This is a genomic window from Collinsella stercoris DSM 13279 (assembly GCF_020735465.1).
Lineage (GTDB): Bacteria > Actinomycetota > Coriobacteriia > Coriobacteriales > Coriobacteriaceae > Collinsella > Collinsella stercoris.
Map to the genome: position 1 here is coordinate 2,285,504 of NZ_CP085935.1, position 21,529 is coordinate 2,307,032.

Sequence of the window (21,529 nt, forward strand, 5' to 3'; positions counted from 1 at the left end):
TCCGACAACGACCCGACAATCCGACAGCGCGCCGTCGCGCGACCGAGGGGCCGCTGGGCGCCCTCCGCAGGCCGGTGGCGTGCGCTTGCTTTGGGCTTTTAGTATACGATACAAAACGGGAAACAGTTAGGCTATGCTTACACTCACGACATATTGATTACTGTGACGGCGAGCATCTATATATAGTGCTCCGCCGCGTGACATGTGGGGAGATGCAATGGAGCACGTGGAGAGCGGCGCGTCAGTTTTGGAGCGCACCGCTGCGGGCGTTATCAGGAAGCGCGACGGCAGGACGGAGCCGTACGAGCCGGGCAAGATCATCGAGGCGATGCGCCGCGCATTCGCCGACGTGTACGGCGATGCCGGCTGGCAACGTTCGGGCACGCAGGCCGCCGCGAACGACCAGCGTCCCGATGCGCCGGCAGGCCCTGACGGCCAGCTGTCCCGCGAGCGCTCCGAGGCCCACACCGAGCGCCCCGCTGCCGACCAGGAAGACGAGCTCCTCGCCCTGCTCGCGATGGTCGAGCGCTCCATGTCGACCTCGGCAATCCAGAGCGTCGAGGACATTCAGGACCTGGTGGAGCGCGCCCTCATGGAGCGCGGGCACTTTGAGGTCGCCAAGAACTACATCTTGTATCGTCACCATCGTGCGGAGAAGCGCGCCGCCCGCCTGGAGCTCGCCAGCGACGTGGCGGTCGATGGAGTTGATGACGTTTTGGCGCGCATCCAGCGCGATTTTCCCGAGGAGGCGTACGATCTGGCGGTGCTGTCCGCCCGGTTCCGCACGTTCACGGGGGAGGGGCAAGACGAGCCCGCGCGGCTCGAGGCACTCATCCGCGCGGCGATCGAGCTGACCAGCCAAGAGGCTCCCCGATGGGAGTTCATCGCGGCCCGGTTGCGCGACTTCGCGTTCGCCCGCGACCTTGCCGCAGCGCGCTCGGCGCTCGGCATTGAGACGTTCTCGCAGCTCATCCATCACCTGACCGACCAAGGGCTGTACGGCGCCTACATCTTGGCGGCCTATTCGGGCGCGGAGCTCGACCAGGCCGCGACCTACATGGATCCCTCGCGCGACGAGCTGTTCACCTATTCGGGTCTCGACCTGCTCATTCGCCGATACGTCATTCATGGCCACGACCACACGCCGCTCGAGAGCCCGCAGGAGATGTTTTTGGGCATCGCCCTCCACCTCGCCATGAACGAGCCGCCTGCCCAGCGCCTTGCATGGGTCAGGCGTTTTTATGACATGCTGAGCCGCCTCGAGGTCACCATGGCCACGCCCACCATGAGCAACGCGCGCAAGCCCGACCATCAGCTCTCCAGCTGCTTTATCGACACCGTGCCCGACTCGCTGGTGGGAATCTACCGCAGCATCGACAACTTTGCCCAGGTGAGCAAATATGGCGGCGGCATGGGTATGTACCTGGGTAAAGTGCGCGCAACGGGAGGCAGCATCCGCGGGTTTGAGGGCGTTGCGGGCGGCGTGATCCGCTGGATCCGCGTCATCAACGACACGGCCGTGGCGGTCGATCAGCTCGGCATGCGCCAGGGCGCGGTCGCCGTGTACCTCGATGCGTGGCACCGCGACTTGCCGGAGTTCCTCAACCTGCGCACCAACAACGGCGATGACCGCATGAAGGCTCACGACGTTTTTCCGGCCGTGTGTTACCCGGATCTGTTCTGGCGCATGGCGGAGGAGAGCCTTGACCAGCAGTGGCACCTCATGTGCCCGCACGACATCCTCACCATCAAGGGCTACGCGCTGGAGGACAGCTACGGCGAGGAGTGGGAGCGCCGCTACCGCGACTGCGTGGCCGACCCCCGCATTCCCACGCGCACCATCCTCATCAAGGACCTGGTGCGCCTGATTCTCAAAAGCGCCGTCGAGACCGGCACGCCGTTCGCGTTCATGCGCGACACGGTGAACCGCGCGAATCCCAACAGCCACGAGGGCGTCATCTACTGCTCCAACCTGTGTACCGAGATCGCGCAGAACACGAGCGCCATCCAAGAGGTCACGCGCGAGGTGCGTACCGAGGACGGCGATACCGTGGTGGTCACCACCACGCGCCCCGGCGACTTTGTCGTTTGCAACCTGGCGAGCCTCTCGCTCGGTCGCCTGCCGGTTGAGGACGACGCCGCCATGGGCCGGGTGATCGAGACCGCGGTGCGCGCGCTCGACAACGTGATCGACCTCAACTTCTACGCGCTGCCCTATGCGCGCATCACCAACCACCGGTACCGCTCCATTGGCTTGGGGGTCTCGGGGTATCACCACATGCTGGCCCGCCGTGGGGTGAGCTGGGAGAGCGAGGAGCACCTGCGTTTGGTGGACGAGGTGTTCGAGCGCATCAACTACCATGCGATTTGCGCGAGCGAGCGCCTGGCCGAGGAGCGCGGCGCCAACGGGGTGTTCGAGGGGAGCGAGTGGCAGTCCGGCGCGTACTTTGCCAAGCGCGGCTACTGCCCCTTGCCGTGCGATGGCTCTGAGCCCGAGGCCGCGTCTGCCGTTGTCACTCGCGAGGGAGCCATCGGTTCCAAGCGTTGGGGTGAGCTTGCCGCGCGCGTCGCCGAGCACGGCGTGCGCAACGCCTACCTGCTGGCGGTCGCACCCACCAGCTCGACGTCCATCCTCTCGGGTACCACGCCGGGCATCGATCCCATCATGCGCAAGTTCTTCCTTGAGGAGAAGAAGGGCGCCATGTTGCCGCGCGTCGCGCCGGAGCTCTCGCCGCAGACCTATTGGTACTACAAGCCCGCGCACTACATCAATCAGCACTGGAGCATTCGCGCCGCCGGCATGCGGCAGCGCCACATCGACCAGGCGCAGTCGATGAACCTCTACATCACCAACGACTACACTTTGCGCCAAGTGCTCGACCTGTATATCGGGGCGTGGCGCCAGGGCGTCAAGACGGTGTACTACGTGCGGAGCAAGTCGCTCGAGGTCGAGGAGTGCGAATCCTGCTCGGCGTAAGCGAGCCGCCTCAGAAAGGGGACGGGCGCTCAGAAAGGGGGCAGGCGCTAATTTGAGGTCGTGCGTTTGGGTCGTCCTTTTCACATGGGAGGACTTCGGGCAAAAAGCCCTTGGCGGCCAGGGTCCGATCGACGGCATCGGGCGCGGGCACGCCGAAATCCCAGATTGGCGCCTGGCCCCAACTTGAGGGGCCCGGCGCCGACCTGAAGTAGGCCTCTGACCTCAAATTGGCGCTCGTCCCCGATCTGAGGTGGGGCTCCTGACCTCAGATTTGGACCTCAGATTGGCGCCCATCCCCGATCTGGGGTGGGGTCCTGACCTCAGATTTGGACCTCAGATTGGCACCCGTCTCTAATCCGAGGCTCCCAATCCGAGGCCCGTGAAACGCGTGGCGGGGTGTTGGAAATTAAAATGTGCGGGGTTTATCCGGGCGGGCCGGGTGGCCCCGCCCCCTCGCCGCCCTTTTCCTGCGGAAATGACCCCGGAAACAGTCTCTGTACTCGAGTACCCCCGGCTAAACCCCACACATTTTGCATTCCGGCCCCTGCGGGCTACAGAACGAAGCGGTAGCGGGCGCCCACGTAGTGCTGACGGCCGATGCACACGGGGCGATTGTGGTCGTCGGCAAACCAAGCATTCGGGAAGAGCAGAACGAATCGGCAGCGGGTGCCTAAGGTAACGAGCGCCCAACATGGTGCGGTCGACGTTGCGGCTCCGCGCCACGCCAAAGCCCAACGCAGCGACCTCAAAAAACGAAGCGATCTCAAATTGGTGCCTGTCCCCTTTCTGAGGTGGCGTCTCGCAAGTAACAATCGTTCATAAAGTCACATCTGTGCTGTCCCTGTGCGCTTTTCGATATACCTGTCTTCCTAGTGGGATTTTATAGGGGAGCGGCTATACTGGCTCAAGTCAAACGATGGATATTCGCGGTGCGAGCACGAGCGAGTCAAGAGGTGAATGTTGTGGCCGAACAGAAAACGGGGCGGGTGTATACCGCCAAGGTGCGCCGTCAGGCGGTGGCTGCGCTATCTGAGGGCGCGGGCCATCGCGCTCTTGCCTCAAAGCTCGGCATTCCCGACGCCACGGCTCGCCAGTGGGCGCGCGCGTACGCGGTGGGCGGTCGCGCCGCGGTTCTCAACGCCGGGACGCGCCATCGCGTGTACCCCTTTGAGCTCAAGCTCTCCGCCGTCAAAGACCGTCTCGAAAACGGCATGACCGTGCGCGAGGTCATGGTCAAGCACGGCATCCCCAGCGAGTCCTCAATCAAGACCTGGTGCCGCCAATATCGCGAGCGCGGTCCGGAGGCGCTGGTCAACAAGCCGCGCGGCGTCAAGCCCAAGCACCTGCGCGAGGAGTAGCCAGGGGCTTTGGGGGCCGCCCCTCTGGTAAGGGCTGCGCACGGCCGTTCTGGGCATATCGCAAGTCTCCTATGGATGACGGGGAGCACGCGGAAGACGAGGGCGCTGCTGCGGGATTGCGACGGGGGTTTCGCTGCGGGGCTCCGACAAGTACTCTGCCACATATGCCCATGCGGTGGCGTCGGCGCGACCCGTGCGCAGCGTTGTCGCGGTGTTGCAGCGGGATTTGCCGCGTGCCAGCGGACGTTGCCATGCGCCCCGTACCGCGCCGCTGCCCCGTGGACAGCAGTGCGGACAAGATGCCGTGTGCGGATAAATCGGCACGGGTTGCCTGCCATTTTTGCGTGCTATTATGCTGTCTCGAGTCATCAGCTTGAGCATGGAGAAAGGGATCAAGCATGCTGAACGCGATTGAGATTTCCCCTAAGGTTTGGTGGGTTGGCGGCATCGACTGGAACGAGCGCCTGTTCCACGGCTATACCACCGAGCGCGGTATCACCTATAACGCCTACCTCATCATGGATGAGAAGGTCACCCTCATCGATACGTGCAAAGCCACGTTCTCCGACGAACTCGTGCAGCGCATCTCGCAGGTGGTCGATCCCGCCAAGATCGACGTGGTCATTACCAACCACGTGGAGATGGACCACTCCGGTTCCCTGCCCGTGATCCACCGCATCGCCCCCAACGCCGCGATCTACGCGTCGGCGGGTGCGGGCGTGAACGAGGTCCGTGCGCACTTTGGCATCGAGGCGACTCCCGTCAAGAGCGGCGACACCTTGTGCATTGGCGAGCGCACGCTCACCTTTGTGACCACCCCCATGGTTCACTGGCCGGACAACATGGTCACCTACTCCGACGTGGACCAGATTCTGTTCTCCAACGACGCGTTTGGCCAGCATTTTGCCACCACCAAGCGCTTTGACGACGAGAACGACCTGTGCGAGATCTTCAAGCAGGCCAAGAAGTACTACGCCAACATCGTGTGGCCCTACGGCATGCAGGCTCACAAGGCGCTCGAAGCCGTCAAGGGGCTCGACCTCAAGATGATCGCCCCGAGCCACGGCTGCATCTGGCGCTCTCACATCGATGAGATTTTGGAGAAGTACGAGGCCTGGACCACGTATCAGACCGAGGAGAAGGCCGTCGTCGTGTTCGACTCCATGTGGCACTCCACCGAGTCCATGGCGCGCGAGATCTGCGACGCGTTTATTGCCGAGGGGGTTTCCGCGCAGCTCGTGGACGTTAAGACCACCCATATCTCGGACATCATGCTGTACATGTGCGACGCCAAGTACGTCGCGGTGGGCTCTCCGACCCTCAACTCCAACATGCTGCCTACCATCGCGAGCTTCCTTACGTACATGCGCGGCCTGTCGCCCAAAAACGAGCAGCGCATCGGCCTGGCATTTGGCTCCTATGGTTGGGCGCCGCTTGGCCCCAAGCAGGTGTACGCCGAGCTCGAGAACGCCAAGTTCCAGCTGCCCGTGCCGGTGGTTGCGCAGCAGTGGATTCCGAGCGAGGAGAACCTCGCCGAGCTGCAGGACACGGTGCGCAAGATGATCGAGGCCGCCCGCGCCTAAAGCCGCATTGTTTGCGCCCAAAGCCACCCCGTCCGCGCCCGGTCTTCGTTCAATGCGAGCGGAGGCCGGGCGTGTGCATTTGAGCCCCGGGGACGCATTCCAGCTTCCGCGCATGGCGAACTTCAATGCAGAAAATGAAGTCCGGTGCACATGCCGAAGTTCGGTGCACTTCTCGACCATTTTCCCTTCGAGAAATGGTCGAGAAGTGCACCGAGTTCCGCCGGACGCACCGAGTTCCGCCGGGCGCACCGAGTTCCGCCGGGCGCACCGAGTTCCGCCGGGCGCACCGGGTTCCGCCGGGCGCACCGAGTTCCGCCGGGCGCACCGAGTGTGATTGGCATCTTGGTTGCCAAAAGCATCCGCCGCTCGACCGATTTTTGGCTCCGCTTGTCGTGCGAAAGGTCTAAACTAAAACATCTGACATAGCATGCCGCAGTGCACCTGCCGCTTGGTTTTGAGCGACAGCCCGGTGGAGGAGAGGGACCTATGGGACTGATTTGGTGTTTGATAGCGGTGCCGTTGATCACGGCCGCGTTGCTGCTCGTTTGCAAGGGCGAGCGGGCGCGTCGGCCCATCACGGTTGGCGGAGCGGTGCTGACGGCGGCGCTGTCGGTTGCCGTCGCCGCGCAGACGTTCAGCGTGGAGGCGGGTGTCCTGTGCGCGGGCGCGCAGTTCGAGTTCCCGCAAGAGCTGAGCTACCTGATCTCGTGGGTCATGACGGGCATCGATGTGGTGTTGTGTGCCGTGATCTTGTGGAGCGCTGTTCGGTACAAGAACCGCATCGCCTTGGTGCTCGGCTTGGTGCAGACGGTGGGCGTGGTCCTGTTTGCGCAGATGACCTTGGGCGCGGGGGCGAGCCACATGCTCGCCGCGCCGGTGTACATCGACACCCTGTCCCTGATCATGGTCCTGATCGTTGGCTTGGTGGGCAGCGCCATCTGCGTGTACGCCTTGGGCTACATGCACGACTTCCAGCATCATCAGCCTGCGGACGCCCCCGACCGCCGGCACGTTTTTGCCGCGCTGATGTTCACGTTCCTCGCCGCGATGTTCGTGATCGTCCTCTCGGACAACCTCGAATGGCTGTTCACGGGCTGGGAGATCACCACCGTGTGCTCCTTCCTCATGATTGGCTACACGCGCACGCCCGAGGCCATCAAGAACTCCTTTACGCAGATCAACCTCAACATGGTGGGCGGCCTGGCGTTCCTTGCGGCGCTCATCCTGATCCACGCGGCGGGCCTGCCCCTGTCGCTTACGGGGATCATCGCCGCGGGTGAGGGCTCCCAGGCCGAGCTGCTCATCTTGCCGCTCATGCTCCTTTCGGTCGCCGGTCTTACCAAGGCCGCGCAGATGCCGTTCCACCGCTGGCTGCTGGGCGCCATGGTCGCGCCCACACCCACGAGCGCCTTGCTGCACTCCTCGACCATGGTCAAGGCCGGCGTGTTCCTGCTCGTCAAGCTCGCGCCGCTCTATCTGGTCTTCCCTGCGGCCTCCGTCATGGTGGTCTTTGTGGGCGGCATCACGTTCGTGCTCTGCAGCTTTATGGCCATCACGCAGAGCAACGCCAAGCGCGTGCTCGCGTACTCCACCATCGCCAACCTGGGCCTCATGAGCGCGTGCGCCGGCGTGGGCACCGCCGAGGCCGTGTGGGCCGCCATCTTCCTCATGATCTTCCACACGGTGTCCAAGTCCACGCTGTTCCTGTGCGTGGGCACGGTTGAGCACCGCATCGGCAGCCGCAACATCGAGGACATGGATGGGCTATTCAGCCGCCTGCCGCACCTCACGCGCTTTATGATGCTCGGCATCATGGGCATGTTCGTGGCACCGTTCGGCATGCTCGTGTCCAAGTGGGCCACGCTCGTGTCGTTTGCCGAGACGGGCAACGTGTTCTTCCTCATCATGCTCGCGTTCGGCTCCGCCGCCACGTTCTTTTACTGGGCCAAGTGGCTCGGTAAGCTCGCCGGCGTGTCCCAAAAGGCCGAGAACCAGGAGGCGGGCGTCCACAAGAGCGAGTGGACGGCCATCGGGTTCATCTCCGCGCTGCTGCTCATTTGCTGCGTGTGCCTGCCGCTGATTTCCCAGGGCGTGCTCGCGCCGTATCTCACCGCGACGTACGGCACCGCGCCGCGCCTTATCGACCTGGACAACATGCTCATCATGGCGGTCATCGTGGTGTTCATCTCCATCGTGCTGCTCACGCCGTGGGGCCGCGCCACCAACAAGCGCCGTATGGCGGTCTACCTGGGCGGAACCTGCACCGATCCGGACAGCCGCCGGTATCACGGCTCGATGGGCCGCACCATGACCTCATCCAAGCGCAACTGGTACATGGCCGACGTGTTCCCCGAGGGCGCTCTCACCAACCTGGGCCTGATCTTGTGCGCCGCGGTGATTCTCATGGGGTTTGCGGCGTGCTTCATCTTTGACGAGGGCGCGCTCGCGGGCGGCAGCTTCCTGATCGAGCGCACCGTGCGCCTGGTGGGGCCCGGCTTGGGCGGTATCGCGCTGGGCGTGGTGGTCTTTGCCGTGTGCGCCCCGGTGCTGGGCTGCCTGCTCGACGGGCTCGACCGCAAGGTGAGCGCGCGCATGCAGGGCCGCGTGGGCCCGCGTTTGCTCCAGCCCTACTATGACCTGCGCAAGCTGTTCATCAAGGAGCAGGCGACGGTCAACGCGGTGGACGAGGCGTACGTTACCTGCGGCCTCATCTTCGTGATCCTGGCGGGCGGCCTGTTCATCTCCGGCTCCAACCTGCTCATGTGCGTGTTCCTGGTAACGCTGGGCACGCTGTTCGTGATCGTGGCCGCATACTCCTCGCGCTCGCCGTACTCCGACACCGGCGCCGACCGCGAGTGCCTGCAGGTCATGAGCTACGAGCCTATGCTGCTCATCATGACCGTGGGCTTTTTCACCGCGACACAGAGCTTCGACATCGCCTCGCTCACCACGCTCGACGCGCCCATCATCTGCGCGCTCGTCCCGATTTTTGCCGGGCTGGTGTTCATCCTCACCATCAAGCTGCGCAAGTCGCCGTTCGACCTCTCCTATAGCCACCATGCGCACCAGGAGATCGTCAAGGGCATCACCACCGAGATGAGCGGGCGCACGCTCGCCATCGTCGACGTGATGCACTGGTGCGAGAGCGTGCTGTTCCTCATGTGGGTGGGCATGTTCTTTATTTGGGACAACCCCATCTCGTTCGCGGTCGCCGCGGTGGTGGTCGCCCTCGTGTGGCTGTTCGAGGTGTGGATCGACAACAACTTCGCCCGCGTCAAGTGGCAGCTGTGCCTCAAGCTCGCGTGGCTGGTGGCGCTCGTGATGGGTGTCGTCAACCTGTTCTACGTGCTCATCACGCCGTTTATCTAAGGGAGTTGTGAGATGGGATATTCTTCCAAATCGCCGTGGCTCATCCACTATGACGGGTCGAGCTGCAACGGCTGCGACATCGAGGTTCTCGACTCCATGATGCCGCTCTACGACATCGAGCGCTTTGGCATCATCAACACGGGAAACCCCAAGCACGCCGACATCTTTTTGGTGACGGGCTCGGTCAATGCGCAGAACATCGAGGTGGTGCGCCACATCTACGACCAGATGCTCGAGCCCAAGGTCGTGGTGGCGTGCGGCATCTGCGCGTGCACCGGCGGCGTGTTCCGCGATTGCTACAACGTGATCGGCGGCGTGGACAAGGCGATTCCGGTGGACGTGTACGCCCCGGGGTGCGCCGTGCGGCCCGAGACGATCATCGACGCGGTACTCAAGGCCGTTGAGATTTTGGACGAGAAGGCAAAGCTCATGGCGGCGGGCAAGGATCCGGCGACAGCTCCGCGCAAGGGGCTGCTGCCGCGTAAGGGCTGTGCGGCGTCGTGCGGTGCCGAGGAGACCGGGCGGGAAGGCGCGTGCGCGGGCGGTGCCGCGGCGGATGTCGCTGTTGCTGCGCCGACAGTCGCCGCGCCGGGGGTCGCTCCGTCCGCCACGTCGATCGCTGCCACGCAGACCGCTGCTCCGTCCACCGCGCCGACCGCTGCGCCCGCACATGAATCCACCGAGAAGAAGGAGGCGTAAATGTACACGACGTCCTTTGTGGATGTGCCCCTTGAGGAGCTGCTCACGCGCGTGCAGACGCTCAAGCACGAGGGCATGCGCTTTGTCCAGATGTGCGCCGAGACCACGGAGCAGGGCATCGACCTGCTGTACACGTTTTACGACGAGACGCGCGAGCATGCGCTCAACCTGTGCGTGTACGGTATCGACGCTGAGAGCCGCGTACCGTCGATCCAAGGGCTGTATTTTGCGGCGTTCTCCTACGAGAACGAGACGCACGACCTGTACGGCGTGCGCTTTATCAACATGAAGCTGGACTTTGGCGGGCACTTCTTCAACGTGGCCACCAGCGAGCCCATGACCATCATCACGCCCGAGATCAAGGCGGAGCGTGAGAAGCTTGCCAAGAAGAAGGCGCTCGCCGCGGCGAAGGCCGAGGCGGCGGCGAAGAAGGCTCGCGAGGAGGCCGAGGCGGCGCAGGCCGAGCGTGCCCTGCACACGAGCGGCGCCGAGGCCGATTCCGCCGCGGTTGCTGCCGTGAACGCCGCGGCGCCCGCGGGCGATGCCGCACCGACGGATTCTGGATCTGCGGCTGGGGCTGCAAAGGCTGCTGGGGCCCCTGCGAGCGCATCTGCTCAGGCGAAAGCGGCCCCCGCTCCCAAACCCGCCATGACCGCGGAGGAGCGCGCCGCCAAAATGGAGGCCAAGCTCGCCGCGATGGACCCGGAAAAAGCGGCGAAGGTTCGCGCCGCGCTTGCGGCGAAGGCCGCCAAGGACGCCGCTGCTGGAAAGGACGGTGAGTAGGCATGGCGACTCGTTCCGTCATTCCCTTTGGCCCTCAGCACCCGGTACTGCCGGAGCCCGTGCATCTTGACCTGGTGGTCGAGGACGAGCATGTGATCGAGGCCATCCCGCAGATCGGTTTTGTGCACCGCGGCCTCGAGAAGCTCGTGGAAAAGCGCGACTACAACCAGTTCGTCTACATCGCGGAGCGCGTGTGCGGCATCTGCAGCTTCGGCCACGGGTACGGCTACGCCAGCGCCACCGAGAAGCTCCTGGGCATCGAGGTCCCGCGCCGTGCGGAGTACCTGCGAGCCATCCTGGAGGAGCTCTCCCGCGTGCACTCCCACCTGCTGTGGCTGGGCCTTTTGGCCGACGCCTTTGGCTTTGAGAGCCTCTTCAACCACTGCTGGCGCCTGCGCGAGACGGTGCTCGATATTTTCCAGGAGACCTGCGGCGGGCGCATCATCCTGTCCATCTGCATCGTGGGCGGTATGGCGCACGACATCGATGACGCGATGCTGTGCGGCGTGTGCGACAAGCTCGACGGCATCCAGCGCGATTACCGCGAGATCGTGGACACCATGCTGAACGACTCCTCCGTGCGCAGCCGCTTGGAGGGCGTGGGCGCCATCAGCTTTGAGGACGCGCTCGAGCTTTCCATGGTGGGCCCCTTTGCCAAGGGTTCCGGCGTTGAGCACGATATGCGCACCACGGGCTTTGGCGCGTACGGCGACCTCGAGCATTTCGAGCCCATCATCGCTACGGAGGGCGATTGCTACGCCCGTTGCAAGGTGCGCTGCCAGGAGGTTTTCCAGTCCATCGCCATCATCAAGGAGCTTGTGGCCAAGATTCCGCACGACGGCATCGGCGGCAAGCCCGCGGCCAAGGTGCTTCCGCCCGAGAACGGCCAGGCGCACGTGCTCATCGAGCAGCCGCGCGGCGAGGCGTTCTACTATGTGCGCGGCAACGGCACCAAGTACTTGGACCGCTTCCGCCTGCGCACGCCCACGTCGCAGAACCTCGCCGGCATGGTGCGCGCCATGCAGGGCGTGGATGTGGCCGACGTGCCCATGATCATCCTGACCATCGACCCGTGCATCTCCTGCACTGAAAGGTAGGCCATCGTGGGTAGCTTCAAGCTGGGAAAAATGACCCTGCGCTCGTTGTTCGGCAAGCCGGCAACGGTGCAGTATCCTGCCGAGCAGGTGCCCGCCATGTCCTACGAGCATATGCGCGGCCACGTGGAATGCGACATGGACACGTGCATCCTGTGCGGCATGTGCCAGCGTGCGTGTCCGGTTGGCGCCATCGCGGTCGATCGCAAGGGCGGCACGTGGAGCATCGACCAGTACCGTTGCATCCAGTGCGCGAGCTGCACGCGCGAGTGCCCCAAGAGCTGTCTGTCCATGGGCACCTCGTGCGCTCCCGCCACGACGGACCTGGCAGTGACCACGCTGCACAAGCCTGTTGAGGAGAAGCCCGCCACGGGTGAAGGCGCGTCTGGTGCCGGGGCGGAGAAGCCCGCTCGCAAGAAGGTGCGGCTCACGCCCGAGCAGGAGGCGCGTGTCGCCGCCGCCCGTGCACGCAAGGCCGCCAAGGAAGCCACGAGGGCGGATGTGTAAAAGGGGCAGTCCCTCTTTTGCACATCGTTTACACTGACAACGCTGTTTTATTGAAGGGCGGGTTGCGGCCCGCCCTTCGTTATACAATTTTGGACATACGTGATTTTTGCTAAGGAAACTGCGCAAGAAAGGTTTGTCCATGTGCGGATTCGTAGGTTTTACCGGCCATGTTGAGAACGACGAGCGCGTTCTCAAGGCAATGATGGATCGCATTGTCCACCGCGGTCCCGACATGGGCGGAACCCATATCAAAGATGGCGTGGCGCTGGGTTTCCGCCGCCTGTCCATTCTCGACCTCACCGAGGCTGGCGCCCAGCCTATGGGCAACGAGGACGGCTCCGTCTTCGTCGTCTTCAACGGCGAGATCTACAACTTCCAGGAGCTCCGCGCCGAGTTGGAGGCCGCCGGCCACACCTTCCACTGCGATGCCGACACCGAGGTTCTCGTGCACGGCTATGAGGAGTGGGGAGAGGGCCTGGTCGAGCGCCTGCGCGGTATGTACGGCTTCGTGGTGCACGACATGCGCTCTGGCAAGCTCTTTGGCGCGCGTGACATCTTCGGCATCAAGCCGTTCTACTACTACCAGTCCGACGAGGACGACTTGCTGTTTGGCTCCGAGATCAAGAGCTTCCTCGAGCATCCGCATTTCAAGAAGGCCGTGAACAAGCAGGCGCTGCGTCCGTATCTCACCATGCAGTTCCCCGCGACCGACGAGACCTTCTTCGCCGGCGTCTTCAAGTTGCCGGCGGCACACTGCTTCACCTACGACATCGCCGCGGCGCGCATGGACGTGCGCCGCTACTGGGATGCCGATTTCTCGGACGACAATTCCAAGACGTTCGACGAGTACGTGGAGGAATGCGACGAGGTGGTCCACGAGAGCGTTGCCGCGCACCGCATCGCCGACGTCAAGGTCGGTTCGTTCCTCTCCGGGGGCGTGGATTCCAGTTATATCGCCGCGTGCCTCATGCCCGACAAGACGTTCTCGGTGGGCTTTGACTACAAGGACTTCAACGAGACGAATTACGCCAAGGAGCTGTCCGACAAGCTCGGCATCGAGAATTACCGCAAGATGGTGACGGCCGACGAGTTCTTCGAGGTGCTACCGCAGATTCAGTACCACATGGACGAGCCGCAGAGCAACCTGTCGAGCGTCCCCCTGTGGTTCTTGGCCCAGCTTGCGGCTGAGCAGGTGACGGTCGTGCTCTCCGGTGAGGGCGCCGACGAGTTGTTCGCGGGGTACGCCTATTATGAGGATGTGCCGTCGTTGGCTCGCTTCAAGCGCGTGGTCCCTCGCGGCATCCGTCGCGCCCTGGGGAACTTCGTGGCCGATAAGCCGTACTTCAAGGGCAGGAACTTCCTGCTCAAGGCGGCGGAGATGCCCGAGAAGTGGTTCACGGGCCAGGCCTTCGTGTACCGTCCCGACGAGATCGACGACATCGTGAGGCCCGAGTACGCCGGCGGCCCCGACGCGTTCGAGTTGTGCGCACCGGTGTACGACCGCGTGCAGGACTGCTGCGACCTGTCCAAGCGCCAGTATCTCGACATGAACATGTGGCTGCCCGGTGACATCCTGCTCAAGGCCGACAAGATGTGCATGGCGCATTCGCTCGAGCTGCGCGTGCCCTTCCTGGACAAGCAAGTCATGGAGTTTGCCGAGCATATCCCCGCGCGCTTCCGTGTGAACGAGAACGGCAACAAGCAGGTGGTGCGCCACGCCGCCAACCGTGTTCTGCCCGACGAATGGGCCACGCGCCCCAAGAAGGGCTTCCCGGTCCCGCTCAAGTTCTGGCTGCGCGAGCAGAAATACTACGACTACGTGAAGGAGTACTTCACCGCCCCGTGGGCCGAGGAGTTCTTCGACACGTCCAAGCTCATGCAGATGCTCGACGACCATTTTGAGGGCCGCGCGCTCAACCAGCGCAAGATCTACACCGCGCTCACGTTCCTCATCTGGTACAAGCGCTACTTCATCGATGAGGACGCGGCGGTGGCGGCGTAGCGGCGTAGCGCGCTGCGGCTCCGGCGCGGGTTCGCCGAGGCGGGGCCGCGATGCCCAAGACGCCCTTTTGCATTCCGGTATGATGCGGGGGCGCAGGAAGAACGAATGCAACGGGCAGCGCGAGTACGTTCGCCTGCCCGTTGTATATAAAAGGGGCAGGCGATGGCCGAGGAGATGGCGCCCGGGGAGGGCGCATTCGGCTCAACGTTGCCTCAAGAGGAGATGCTTGGAGTGCATATGCCCGAAGAGAAGAAGCCCCTGACCTTGTTCGACCTGGTCGACGTGCTGCACGCATCCGACGTGGAGGCTCGCGTGTTCGGCGATGGGGCCGCCTGCGTGGACGGCATGGCCATCGATTCGCGCGAGGTCGCTCCGCGCAACCTGTTCGTGTGCAAGGGCGCGGGTTTTCGCCCGGCGTTCTTGGAGAGCGCCGTTGCGGCGGGCGCCGCAGCCTACCTGTGCGAGGGCGTGGGCGAGGGGCTGAGCATTCCTTCCGAGCTCGTGGCCGCCGCCGCGGTGACGCCCGCGCTTGTGGTGTCCGACGTGCGCCGCGCCATGGCGCTGGTGGCTCCGGTGATCTATCGCCACCCGGAGGACCAGCTGCACGTGGTGGGCATCACCGGCACCAAGGGTAAATCGACGGTCGCCTACATGCTGCGCTCCATCCTTGTGGCGGCTGGGCAGGAGCCGTCTATCTTGGGTTCCATTGAGACGGATGACGGCAAGGTGCGTTACGAGAGCCACAACACCACGCCCGAGGCTCCCGACCTGTGGCGTCATTTGCGCAACACCGTTGACGCCGGCCGTCGCACCATGGTGATGGAGGTCTCGAGCCAGGGCCTCAAGTACGATCGCGTGCTGGGCTTGCCGTTTGAGATCGGCTGCTTCCTGAATATCGGGCGCGACCACATCTCCGGCGTGGAGCATCCGGACTTCGAGGATTACTTTGCCTCCAAGCTGCGAATCTTCAACCAGTGCGAGGTCGCGGTGGTGAATCTTGCCACAGATCACGTGGATCGCGTGCTGCAGGCGGCCAAGTCCGCGCCGTGCGTGGCGACGTTCGCGGTCGAGCATGCGGGGGAGGGCTCCCATGGCGGCAAGGTGTGGCCCGTCGAGCCGCTTTTCATCGCGTCCGGCGTGACGCAGCTGCCTACGGGAGGTCTGGCGTTCACCGTGCGCGAACGCGCCGCCGAGGGCGAGATCGCGTGCGAGGAGCACATCGAGCTGGGCATGCCCGGCCTGTTCAACGTGGACAATGCCCTGGCGGCCATCTCCATGGCCCGCCTACTCGGCGTGGGCTACGATGCCATTCGCGCGGGCCTGGCGCAGATTCGCGTGCCCGGCCGCATGGAGCTCGTGTCCTCTGCCGACGGGCACGTGCTTGCTATCGTGGACTACGCGCACAACGAGCTCTCCTTTGAGACGCTCTTCAAATCCGTGAAGGCGGAGTACCCCGACCGTCGCGTGGTGGCGCTGTTCGGCGCCCCCGGCGGCAAGGCGCAGGAGCGCCGCGAGGCCCTGCCCCGCGTGGCGGGCGCCTATGCCGACCATCTGGTGTACACCGAGGAGGACCCGGCCCACGACCGCGTGGAGGACATCTGCGCCGAGCTGGTAAAGAACACGCCTGCCGGCGTTTCCCACGAGGTCATCCTTGACCGTGAGGAGGCGGTGCGCACGGTGCTGGAGCGCGCCCTCGCGTGCGGGGAGCCGTCGGTCGTCCTGCTGCTCGCCAAGGGCGATGAAGAGACGATGCATCGCGGCGACGAGTATCCCGAGGTCAAGAGCGATTTGGCTATCGCCCGGGAGGTTCTTCTCCGATAGGGGCACGCTTTGCCGCTCGCTCCAGTTGTGTGCAGTCGATGGATATGCACACATACATAGGGGGTTTGTGATTTAAACGCCGATTAACGGTCGCCGCTTACCGAAATGACGGTCAATCCGCTCGCGCCATGCGCGAAAGTTGCACCGCATCTGCCGATACCCCGTGCCGCTTGGCGGTGCGGGGTTCTATTAGAAAAGGAGGCGGTATGACGCAAAGGCTTAGAGCGCGCATCTGCGCGTTCGCCTCGCTCGCGCTGGCATGCTTGTGCATGTTCGGTGCACCGAGCGTGGCGCGAGCGGCCGAGGGAGACTATCAGATCTACCCCACGCCGCAAGCTATCTCGTACGCAAAGGGGGAGGTGAAACTAGAGAAGAAGGCCACAACGGTCGTGGAGTCCGGCATTGATGCCGAGACCAGGGCCCGCTTGGACGAGACGCTCAAGCTCAAGGGCATTGCAGCCACGGCGAGTGAGACCGTTCCCCAGGGCAAGGGCACCGCGGTGCTCGTAGGTGTCAGGGGCTCCAAGGGCGCTGTCGATACGTATGTCGACAAGCTCGTCAAGGAGAACAAGCTTTCCTTGACCGACGACCTGTTCGGCAAGACCGACGCCTACCTGCTGGCCTCTGTGCCGGACGAGGGCAAGATTATCGTGCTGGGCAAGGACACCGATGCCGCGTTCTACGGCCTGACCACGCTGTACCAGATCTTCCAGCAGGTCGAGGGCGATACGCTGCGCGCGTTCACCGCATGCGACTACGCCGACGTCATCACCCGTGGCTTCATCGAGGGCTACTACGGCAACCCCTGGAGCACCGAGGACCGCGTTGAGCTCATGCGTTGGGGCGGTCACTACAAGCTGAACGCCTACTTCTACGCTCCCAAGGACGATCCCAAGCACAACGCCAAGTGGCGCGAGCTTTATACCGACGAGGAGCTTACGAGCAAGATCGAGCCGCTCGCCAAGGCGGGCAACGAGTCCAAGTGCCGCTTCGTCTTCGCGCTGCATCCGTTCATGAGCAATCCCATCACGAACGCCAACTACGCGGAGTCCGTCAAGACCCTCAAGGCGAAGTTCACCCAGGTTATGGATCACGGCGTTCGCCAGATCGCCATCTTGGCGGACGATGCCGCCAACCAGGGCAACGATCTTTACATCAAGCTCTGCAATGAGATGACCAACTGGCTGCGTGAGCAGCAGAAGGCCAAGAATTCCGACGGCACGCTCAAGTACCCCGGCCTTAAGGACACGCTCATTTTCTGCCCGGTCAACTACATGGGCCAGGGCGAGGCATGGTACAAGCAGCTGCCTTCGAACGTTCAGGTCATCAACACCGGCGGCCGCGTGTGGGGCAAGATCGACAACAAGTTCGCCTCGGCGTTCCAGAAGAACTCCGGTGTCGCGCCGTTCATGTGGATCAACTGGCCCTGCTCCGATAACGACAAGGACGCCCTGCACATGGGCGGCCACAACAACTTCCTGGGCTCCGACCTCAAGCCGGGCCAGGTTAAGGGTGTCGTTATCAACCCGATGCAGCAGTCCGAGCCCTCGAAGCAGGGCATCTTCATGAACGCCGACTTCACCTGGAACCTGTGGGAGTCCGAGGCTCACGCCAACGACACTTGGGAGAAGTCCTTCAGCTACGTTGACCACAACTCCCCGATCGCCACCGAGGGCTCCAACGCCCTGCGCAGCCTGTCCAATCACATGAAGCGCATGTACGGCGGCGGTGCCACGTGGGAGAACGGCGAGTCTGCGGAGATCAAGGACGAGCTCAATGCGTTCCGTTCCAAGCTCACCGCCGATACCGTGACTGCCGACGATTGCGACAAGATGATCGCCATCTTCGAGCAGATCAAAAACGATGCCAAGGTGTTCCGCGAGAGCGCCGGTACTCCTGCCATGCTCAAGCAGATGGAGCCCTGGATCGCTACGTTCGATGATCTTACCCGCGCGGCGATCACCGAGCTGAACGCGGTCAAGGCGTCCATCAGCGGCGACAACAACGAGTTGATCACCCTGTTCGCCGAGGGCACTTCCGCCTTCGATCAGGCGAACAACCACGAGCTGTGGTACATCAACCACTACGAGAAGGCCCGCGTGGGCAAGGCGTATATCACGCCCACGGTCAATGCGCTGAACGACTACGTGGCCGAGAAGGCGACGCTTGCCGCCGACCCGGACGCAGTGGTGACCAAGCTGGTGACCAACCGCACCGACACTCCCGTTGGCAGCAAGGATGCCGTTTTTGACGGCGATCCCACCACGGGCGCCGAGTACCGCGACCCGAACAAGGTTGCCCAAGGCGATTACTTTGGCATGACGCAGACCAAGCCGTTCGACCTCGACACGGTGACGTTCGTTCAGGGTAGCGGCAAGAACTTCTTCGACTGCAGCAAGGTCCAGTACTTCAAGGACGGGGAGTGGAAGGACGTCCCGAACGCCCAGGAGTACACCACGAGCACCGTCACGGTCGCCGATCTTGGCCTGAAGCAGGTCGAGGGCGTGCGCCTGGTGGCCGTTCGCGCCAACAAGCTCGACGCATGGCCGACCATCAACGAGATCATGGTCAACCAGGAGATTGAGACCTCCAGCACGTTCACCGGTACGGTGACGCTTGCCAAGCAGGAGTCGGCAGACACCTCCAAGCCCCTGCAGAATGCCTCCGACGCCAAGGACAACACCGAGGCGTGGTTTACCGAGAAGCGCGCGGGCGAGGGCAAGCACGACGGCACCGTGAAGGACGCCGCCGTGATTGTGACCTTCGACACGCCCAAGACCATCGACGCCATCGTGTTCAAGCAGGGCGGCAATTCCTCCGATGTCATCGACAAGGGCTCCGCGTACTGGCAGGGCACCGATGGCGCATGGCACAAGGCCGGCGATGTCACGAGCGACAAGAACCAGACCATCAAGCTGTCCTCCCTGGTGGAGGCCAAGGCCATCAAGGTCGTGAACGACCAGGCCAAGGAGGTCTGGTGGCGTGTGGTTGACCTGCATGCGACCTACGGCAAGTCCGCGGCCACGCAGGCTATCACCACCAACATGCCCGTGTACCAGACGAACAAGATCGAGCGCGCCATTGACGGCAACGACTCGACGCAGTTCTGGAGCAGCCGTGCCACGCAGGCCAACGACTGGGTGATGCTGAACTTCGGCGAGAGCAAGTACATCGACACGGTGCGCATGCTCCAGGGCGCTTCGGACTGCTTCACCAAGTCAAAGCTCTACTACACCACCGATAAGACCCCCAGCCAAAACGGCAACTGGACCGAGCTCGCCACGCTCAGCGGTGCGGCAGACCAAACGGTTGCCTTCGACCGTGTCGAGGCCACCGGTATCAAGGTCGTGGCAACCCAGGGCACTGCCAATTGGTTCCAGCTCTTCGAGCTCCAGGCTTTCGAGAAGTTCTCCTACACCAAGGACAATCTCTACGCCAACTTCGACCTTGCTAACGTGGACCTTACGGCCCGCGTGGGCGATGGCGCCTTCAAGACAACCGACGGTGCCGTGACGCTCGCCAAGAAGGGCGATGTCATCGCAATCGACCTGGGCTCCGTGCGCCGCGACATCAAACTGGCGAACCTTGACGGGCAGAAGCTCGTGAACGCTGAGCTCGTGTGCTCGCAAAACGGCCTTGAGTGGGTGAAGTCCGACAAGTCGAACGTGGAGCGCGCCCGCTACGTGGGCTTCCGCGCCACGGGCGACAACGCGACCGTGACCTTCAAGGCCCTTGAGGGCACCTACCTGTTCTCGCTCTCCCCGAACATGGTCAAGAGCGGGCTGCCGGGCAACCAGACCCTTGACGTTTCCAAGATGTTCGATGGGAATGTGACCACGGCCACCAAGTCCTCCGGCGCTCCCGCCGAGGGCAGCACCGTGGTGATCGATCTGGGCCAGACGCGCACGATCAACTCCTTCGAGTACTTCGTGCCCGAGGCGAGCCTCGACTTCATCCGCAACGCGGTTGTCGAGATCGCCGATACGCCCGATGCGGCCGATAAGGACTGGAAGCTCGTGCTCGACATCAACAGCAAGGGCGCCATCCAAGACCCCGGCACGCAGGCGACGGCAAAAGAGGCTGGCTGGCTCACGCACTCCAGCGAGACTCCCGGCAATATGTTCATCGAGGCCAAGGGCCTTGATTTGACCGGACGTTATCTGCGCATCCGCTTCACCAAGGCATATCCCGACCGCTGGGTCGAGATCGGCGAGCTGCGCATCAACAAGGGCGCGTACGTCTCCACCTACGCCGGTGGCGACTTCGAGTCCACAGTGACGGAGCAGCAGGGCAAGACCCCGCAGAACCTGATCGACAAGAACCTGCTCACCCCGTGGGCTCCTCAGGGTTCCAAGGCCGGTTCGCTCGTCTACCACGTGTCTGCCCCGCTTAAGGCAGACGGAACTCCGTGCCAGGGCGTTCGCATCGTCTCTCATGGCAAGCCGAGCAACGTGACGGTCAAGGCGGTTCTGTACACCGATGACACGTACAGCAAGACCGAGACGGTCGAGCTGGGCGTCGACAACAAGGTCCTCAAGGAGTTCAGCTTCGGCAAGCTCAAGGACAACGGTCGCGCACTTGCCGAGTACACCGCGGTGAAGGACATCATATTCGAGTGGTCCGAGGGCACCGAGCCCCAGATTGCCGAGGTTTACCTCCTCGGCGCGCTGACCGGCGTCGACTCCGATGCGCTCGCAGAGCTTCAGGCGCTGATTGATACTGCCAAGAAGCAGGACACCAGCACTTGGACGACCGACTCCAAGGATGCGCTCAACGCGGCGATCTCCCAGGCTGAGGAGGCCCTCAAGTACCCTGAGAGCCTGACCGCCGACCAGGTCGAGGACCTCAAGTCCGCGATCGAGACCGCGCTGAACAGCCCGGTTCTCAAGTACACCGGCACCGAGCTCTCTGAGCTGGTTCAGGGTGCGCTCACCGACGGTTCCAAGTACACGGCAAGCAGCTGGAAGGCGTATCAAGATGCGCTCGCAGCCGCCCAAGCCGGTTTGGAGAAGGGCGACAACCTGTCGCAGGCCGAGGGCGAGCAGCTCGTGGCCAACCTGAAGGCCGCGCTTGACGGTCTCGTGCTCGTCGGTGACGGCGGCAACAACGGCGACGGCAACCAGGGTGGTAACGGCAACCAGAGCGGTAACGGCAACCAGGGCAACGGCGGCGCCAATGGCGGCAACAAGCCCAACGGTGGCCTGCCGCAGACGGGAGACCCGTCCACGCTGCTCTCCGCAGTCGCGCTTGTCGCCGGTGGCGTTGTCACGGCTTCCGGTGCCTTTGCGGCATCGCGCAAGCGAAAGTAAGGAGCCTGCCTCTGCCGGCGTCTTCTG

At 63.5% G+C, this 21,529-nt stretch carries 11 protein-coding genes; all 11 read left to right on the forward strand.

What is annotated here, in order from left to right; genetic code table 11:
* Window positions 1-217: 217 nt before the first annotated feature.
* Complete coding sequence (locus tag LK434_RS09710) at window positions 218-2,977, forward strand: ribonucleoside-diphosphate reductase subunit alpha (RefSeq protein WP_006720650.1); 2,760 nt, start codon at window positions 218-220, stop codon at window positions 2,975-2,977.
* A 962-nt stretch (window positions 2,978-3,939) separates the two neighbouring features.
* Window positions 3,940-4,335, forward strand: coding sequence for a transposase (locus LK434_RS09715; RefSeq protein ID WP_006720651.1), 396 nt, complete (start codon window positions 3,940-3,942; stop codon window positions 4,333-4,335).
* 398 nt (window positions 4,336-4,733) lie between these two features.
* Window positions 4,734-5,918 (forward strand): FprA family A-type flavoprotein, encoded by a 1,185-nt coding sequence (locus LK434_RS09720; RefSeq protein ID WP_006720653.1) that lies wholly within the window; start codon window positions 4,734-4,736, stop codon window positions 5,916-5,918.
* Window positions 5,919-6,404: 486 nt separating this feature from the next.
* Window positions 6,405-9,287 carry a proton-conducting transporter transmembrane domain-containing protein gene (locus tag LK434_RS09725; protein WP_006720655.1) on the forward strand — a complete coding sequence of 961 codons (2,883 nt, stop codon included), beginning with the start codon at window positions 6,405-6,407 and terminating at the stop codon, window positions 9,285-9,287.
* Between the two features lie 12 nt (window positions 9,288-9,299).
* A complete protein-coding gene (locus tag LK434_RS09730) occupies window positions 9,300-9,986 on the forward strand; it encodes an NADH-quinone oxidoreductase subunit B family protein (RefSeq protein WP_006720656.1) in 687 nt (228 codons plus the stop codon).
* Window positions 9,987-10,769, forward strand: a complete 783-nt coding sequence (locus tag LK434_RS09735) for an NADH-quinone oxidoreductase subunit C (protein ID WP_006720657.1) — start codon at window positions 9,987-9,989, stop codon at window positions 10,767-10,769.
* A gap of 2 nt (window positions 10,770-10,771) precedes the next feature.
* Entirely contained in the window at window positions 10,772-11,866 is a 1,095-nt protein-coding gene (locus LK434_RS09740) for a hydrogenase large subunit (protein WP_006720658.1), read from the forward strand.
* Between the two features lie 6 nt (window positions 11,867-11,872).
* Entirely contained in the window at window positions 11,873-12,370 is a 498-nt protein-coding gene (locus LK434_RS09745) for a 4Fe-4S dicluster domain-containing protein (RefSeq protein ID WP_040360877.1), read from the forward strand.
* 139 nt (window positions 12,371-12,509) lie between these two features.
* Window positions 12,510-14,372 (forward strand): asparagine synthase (glutamine-hydrolyzing), encoded by a 1,863-nt coding sequence (asnB, locus tag LK434_RS09750; RefSeq protein WP_006720660.1) that lies wholly within the window; start codon window positions 12,510-12,512, stop codon window positions 14,370-14,372.
* Between the two features lie 237 nt (window positions 14,373-14,609).
* Complete coding sequence (locus LK434_RS09755) at window positions 14,610-16,193, forward strand: Mur ligase family protein (protein ID WP_040361062.1); 1,584 nt, start codon at window positions 14,610-14,612, stop codon at window positions 16,191-16,193.
* Between the two features lie 206 nt (window positions 16,194-16,399).
* Window positions 16,400-21,502, forward strand: coding sequence for a beta-N-acetylglucosaminidase domain-containing protein (locus tag LK434_RS09760; protein ID WP_006720662.1), 5,103 nt, complete (start codon window positions 16,400-16,402; stop codon window positions 21,500-21,502).
* The last annotated feature ends 27 nt before the right edge of the window (window positions 21,503-21,529 follow it).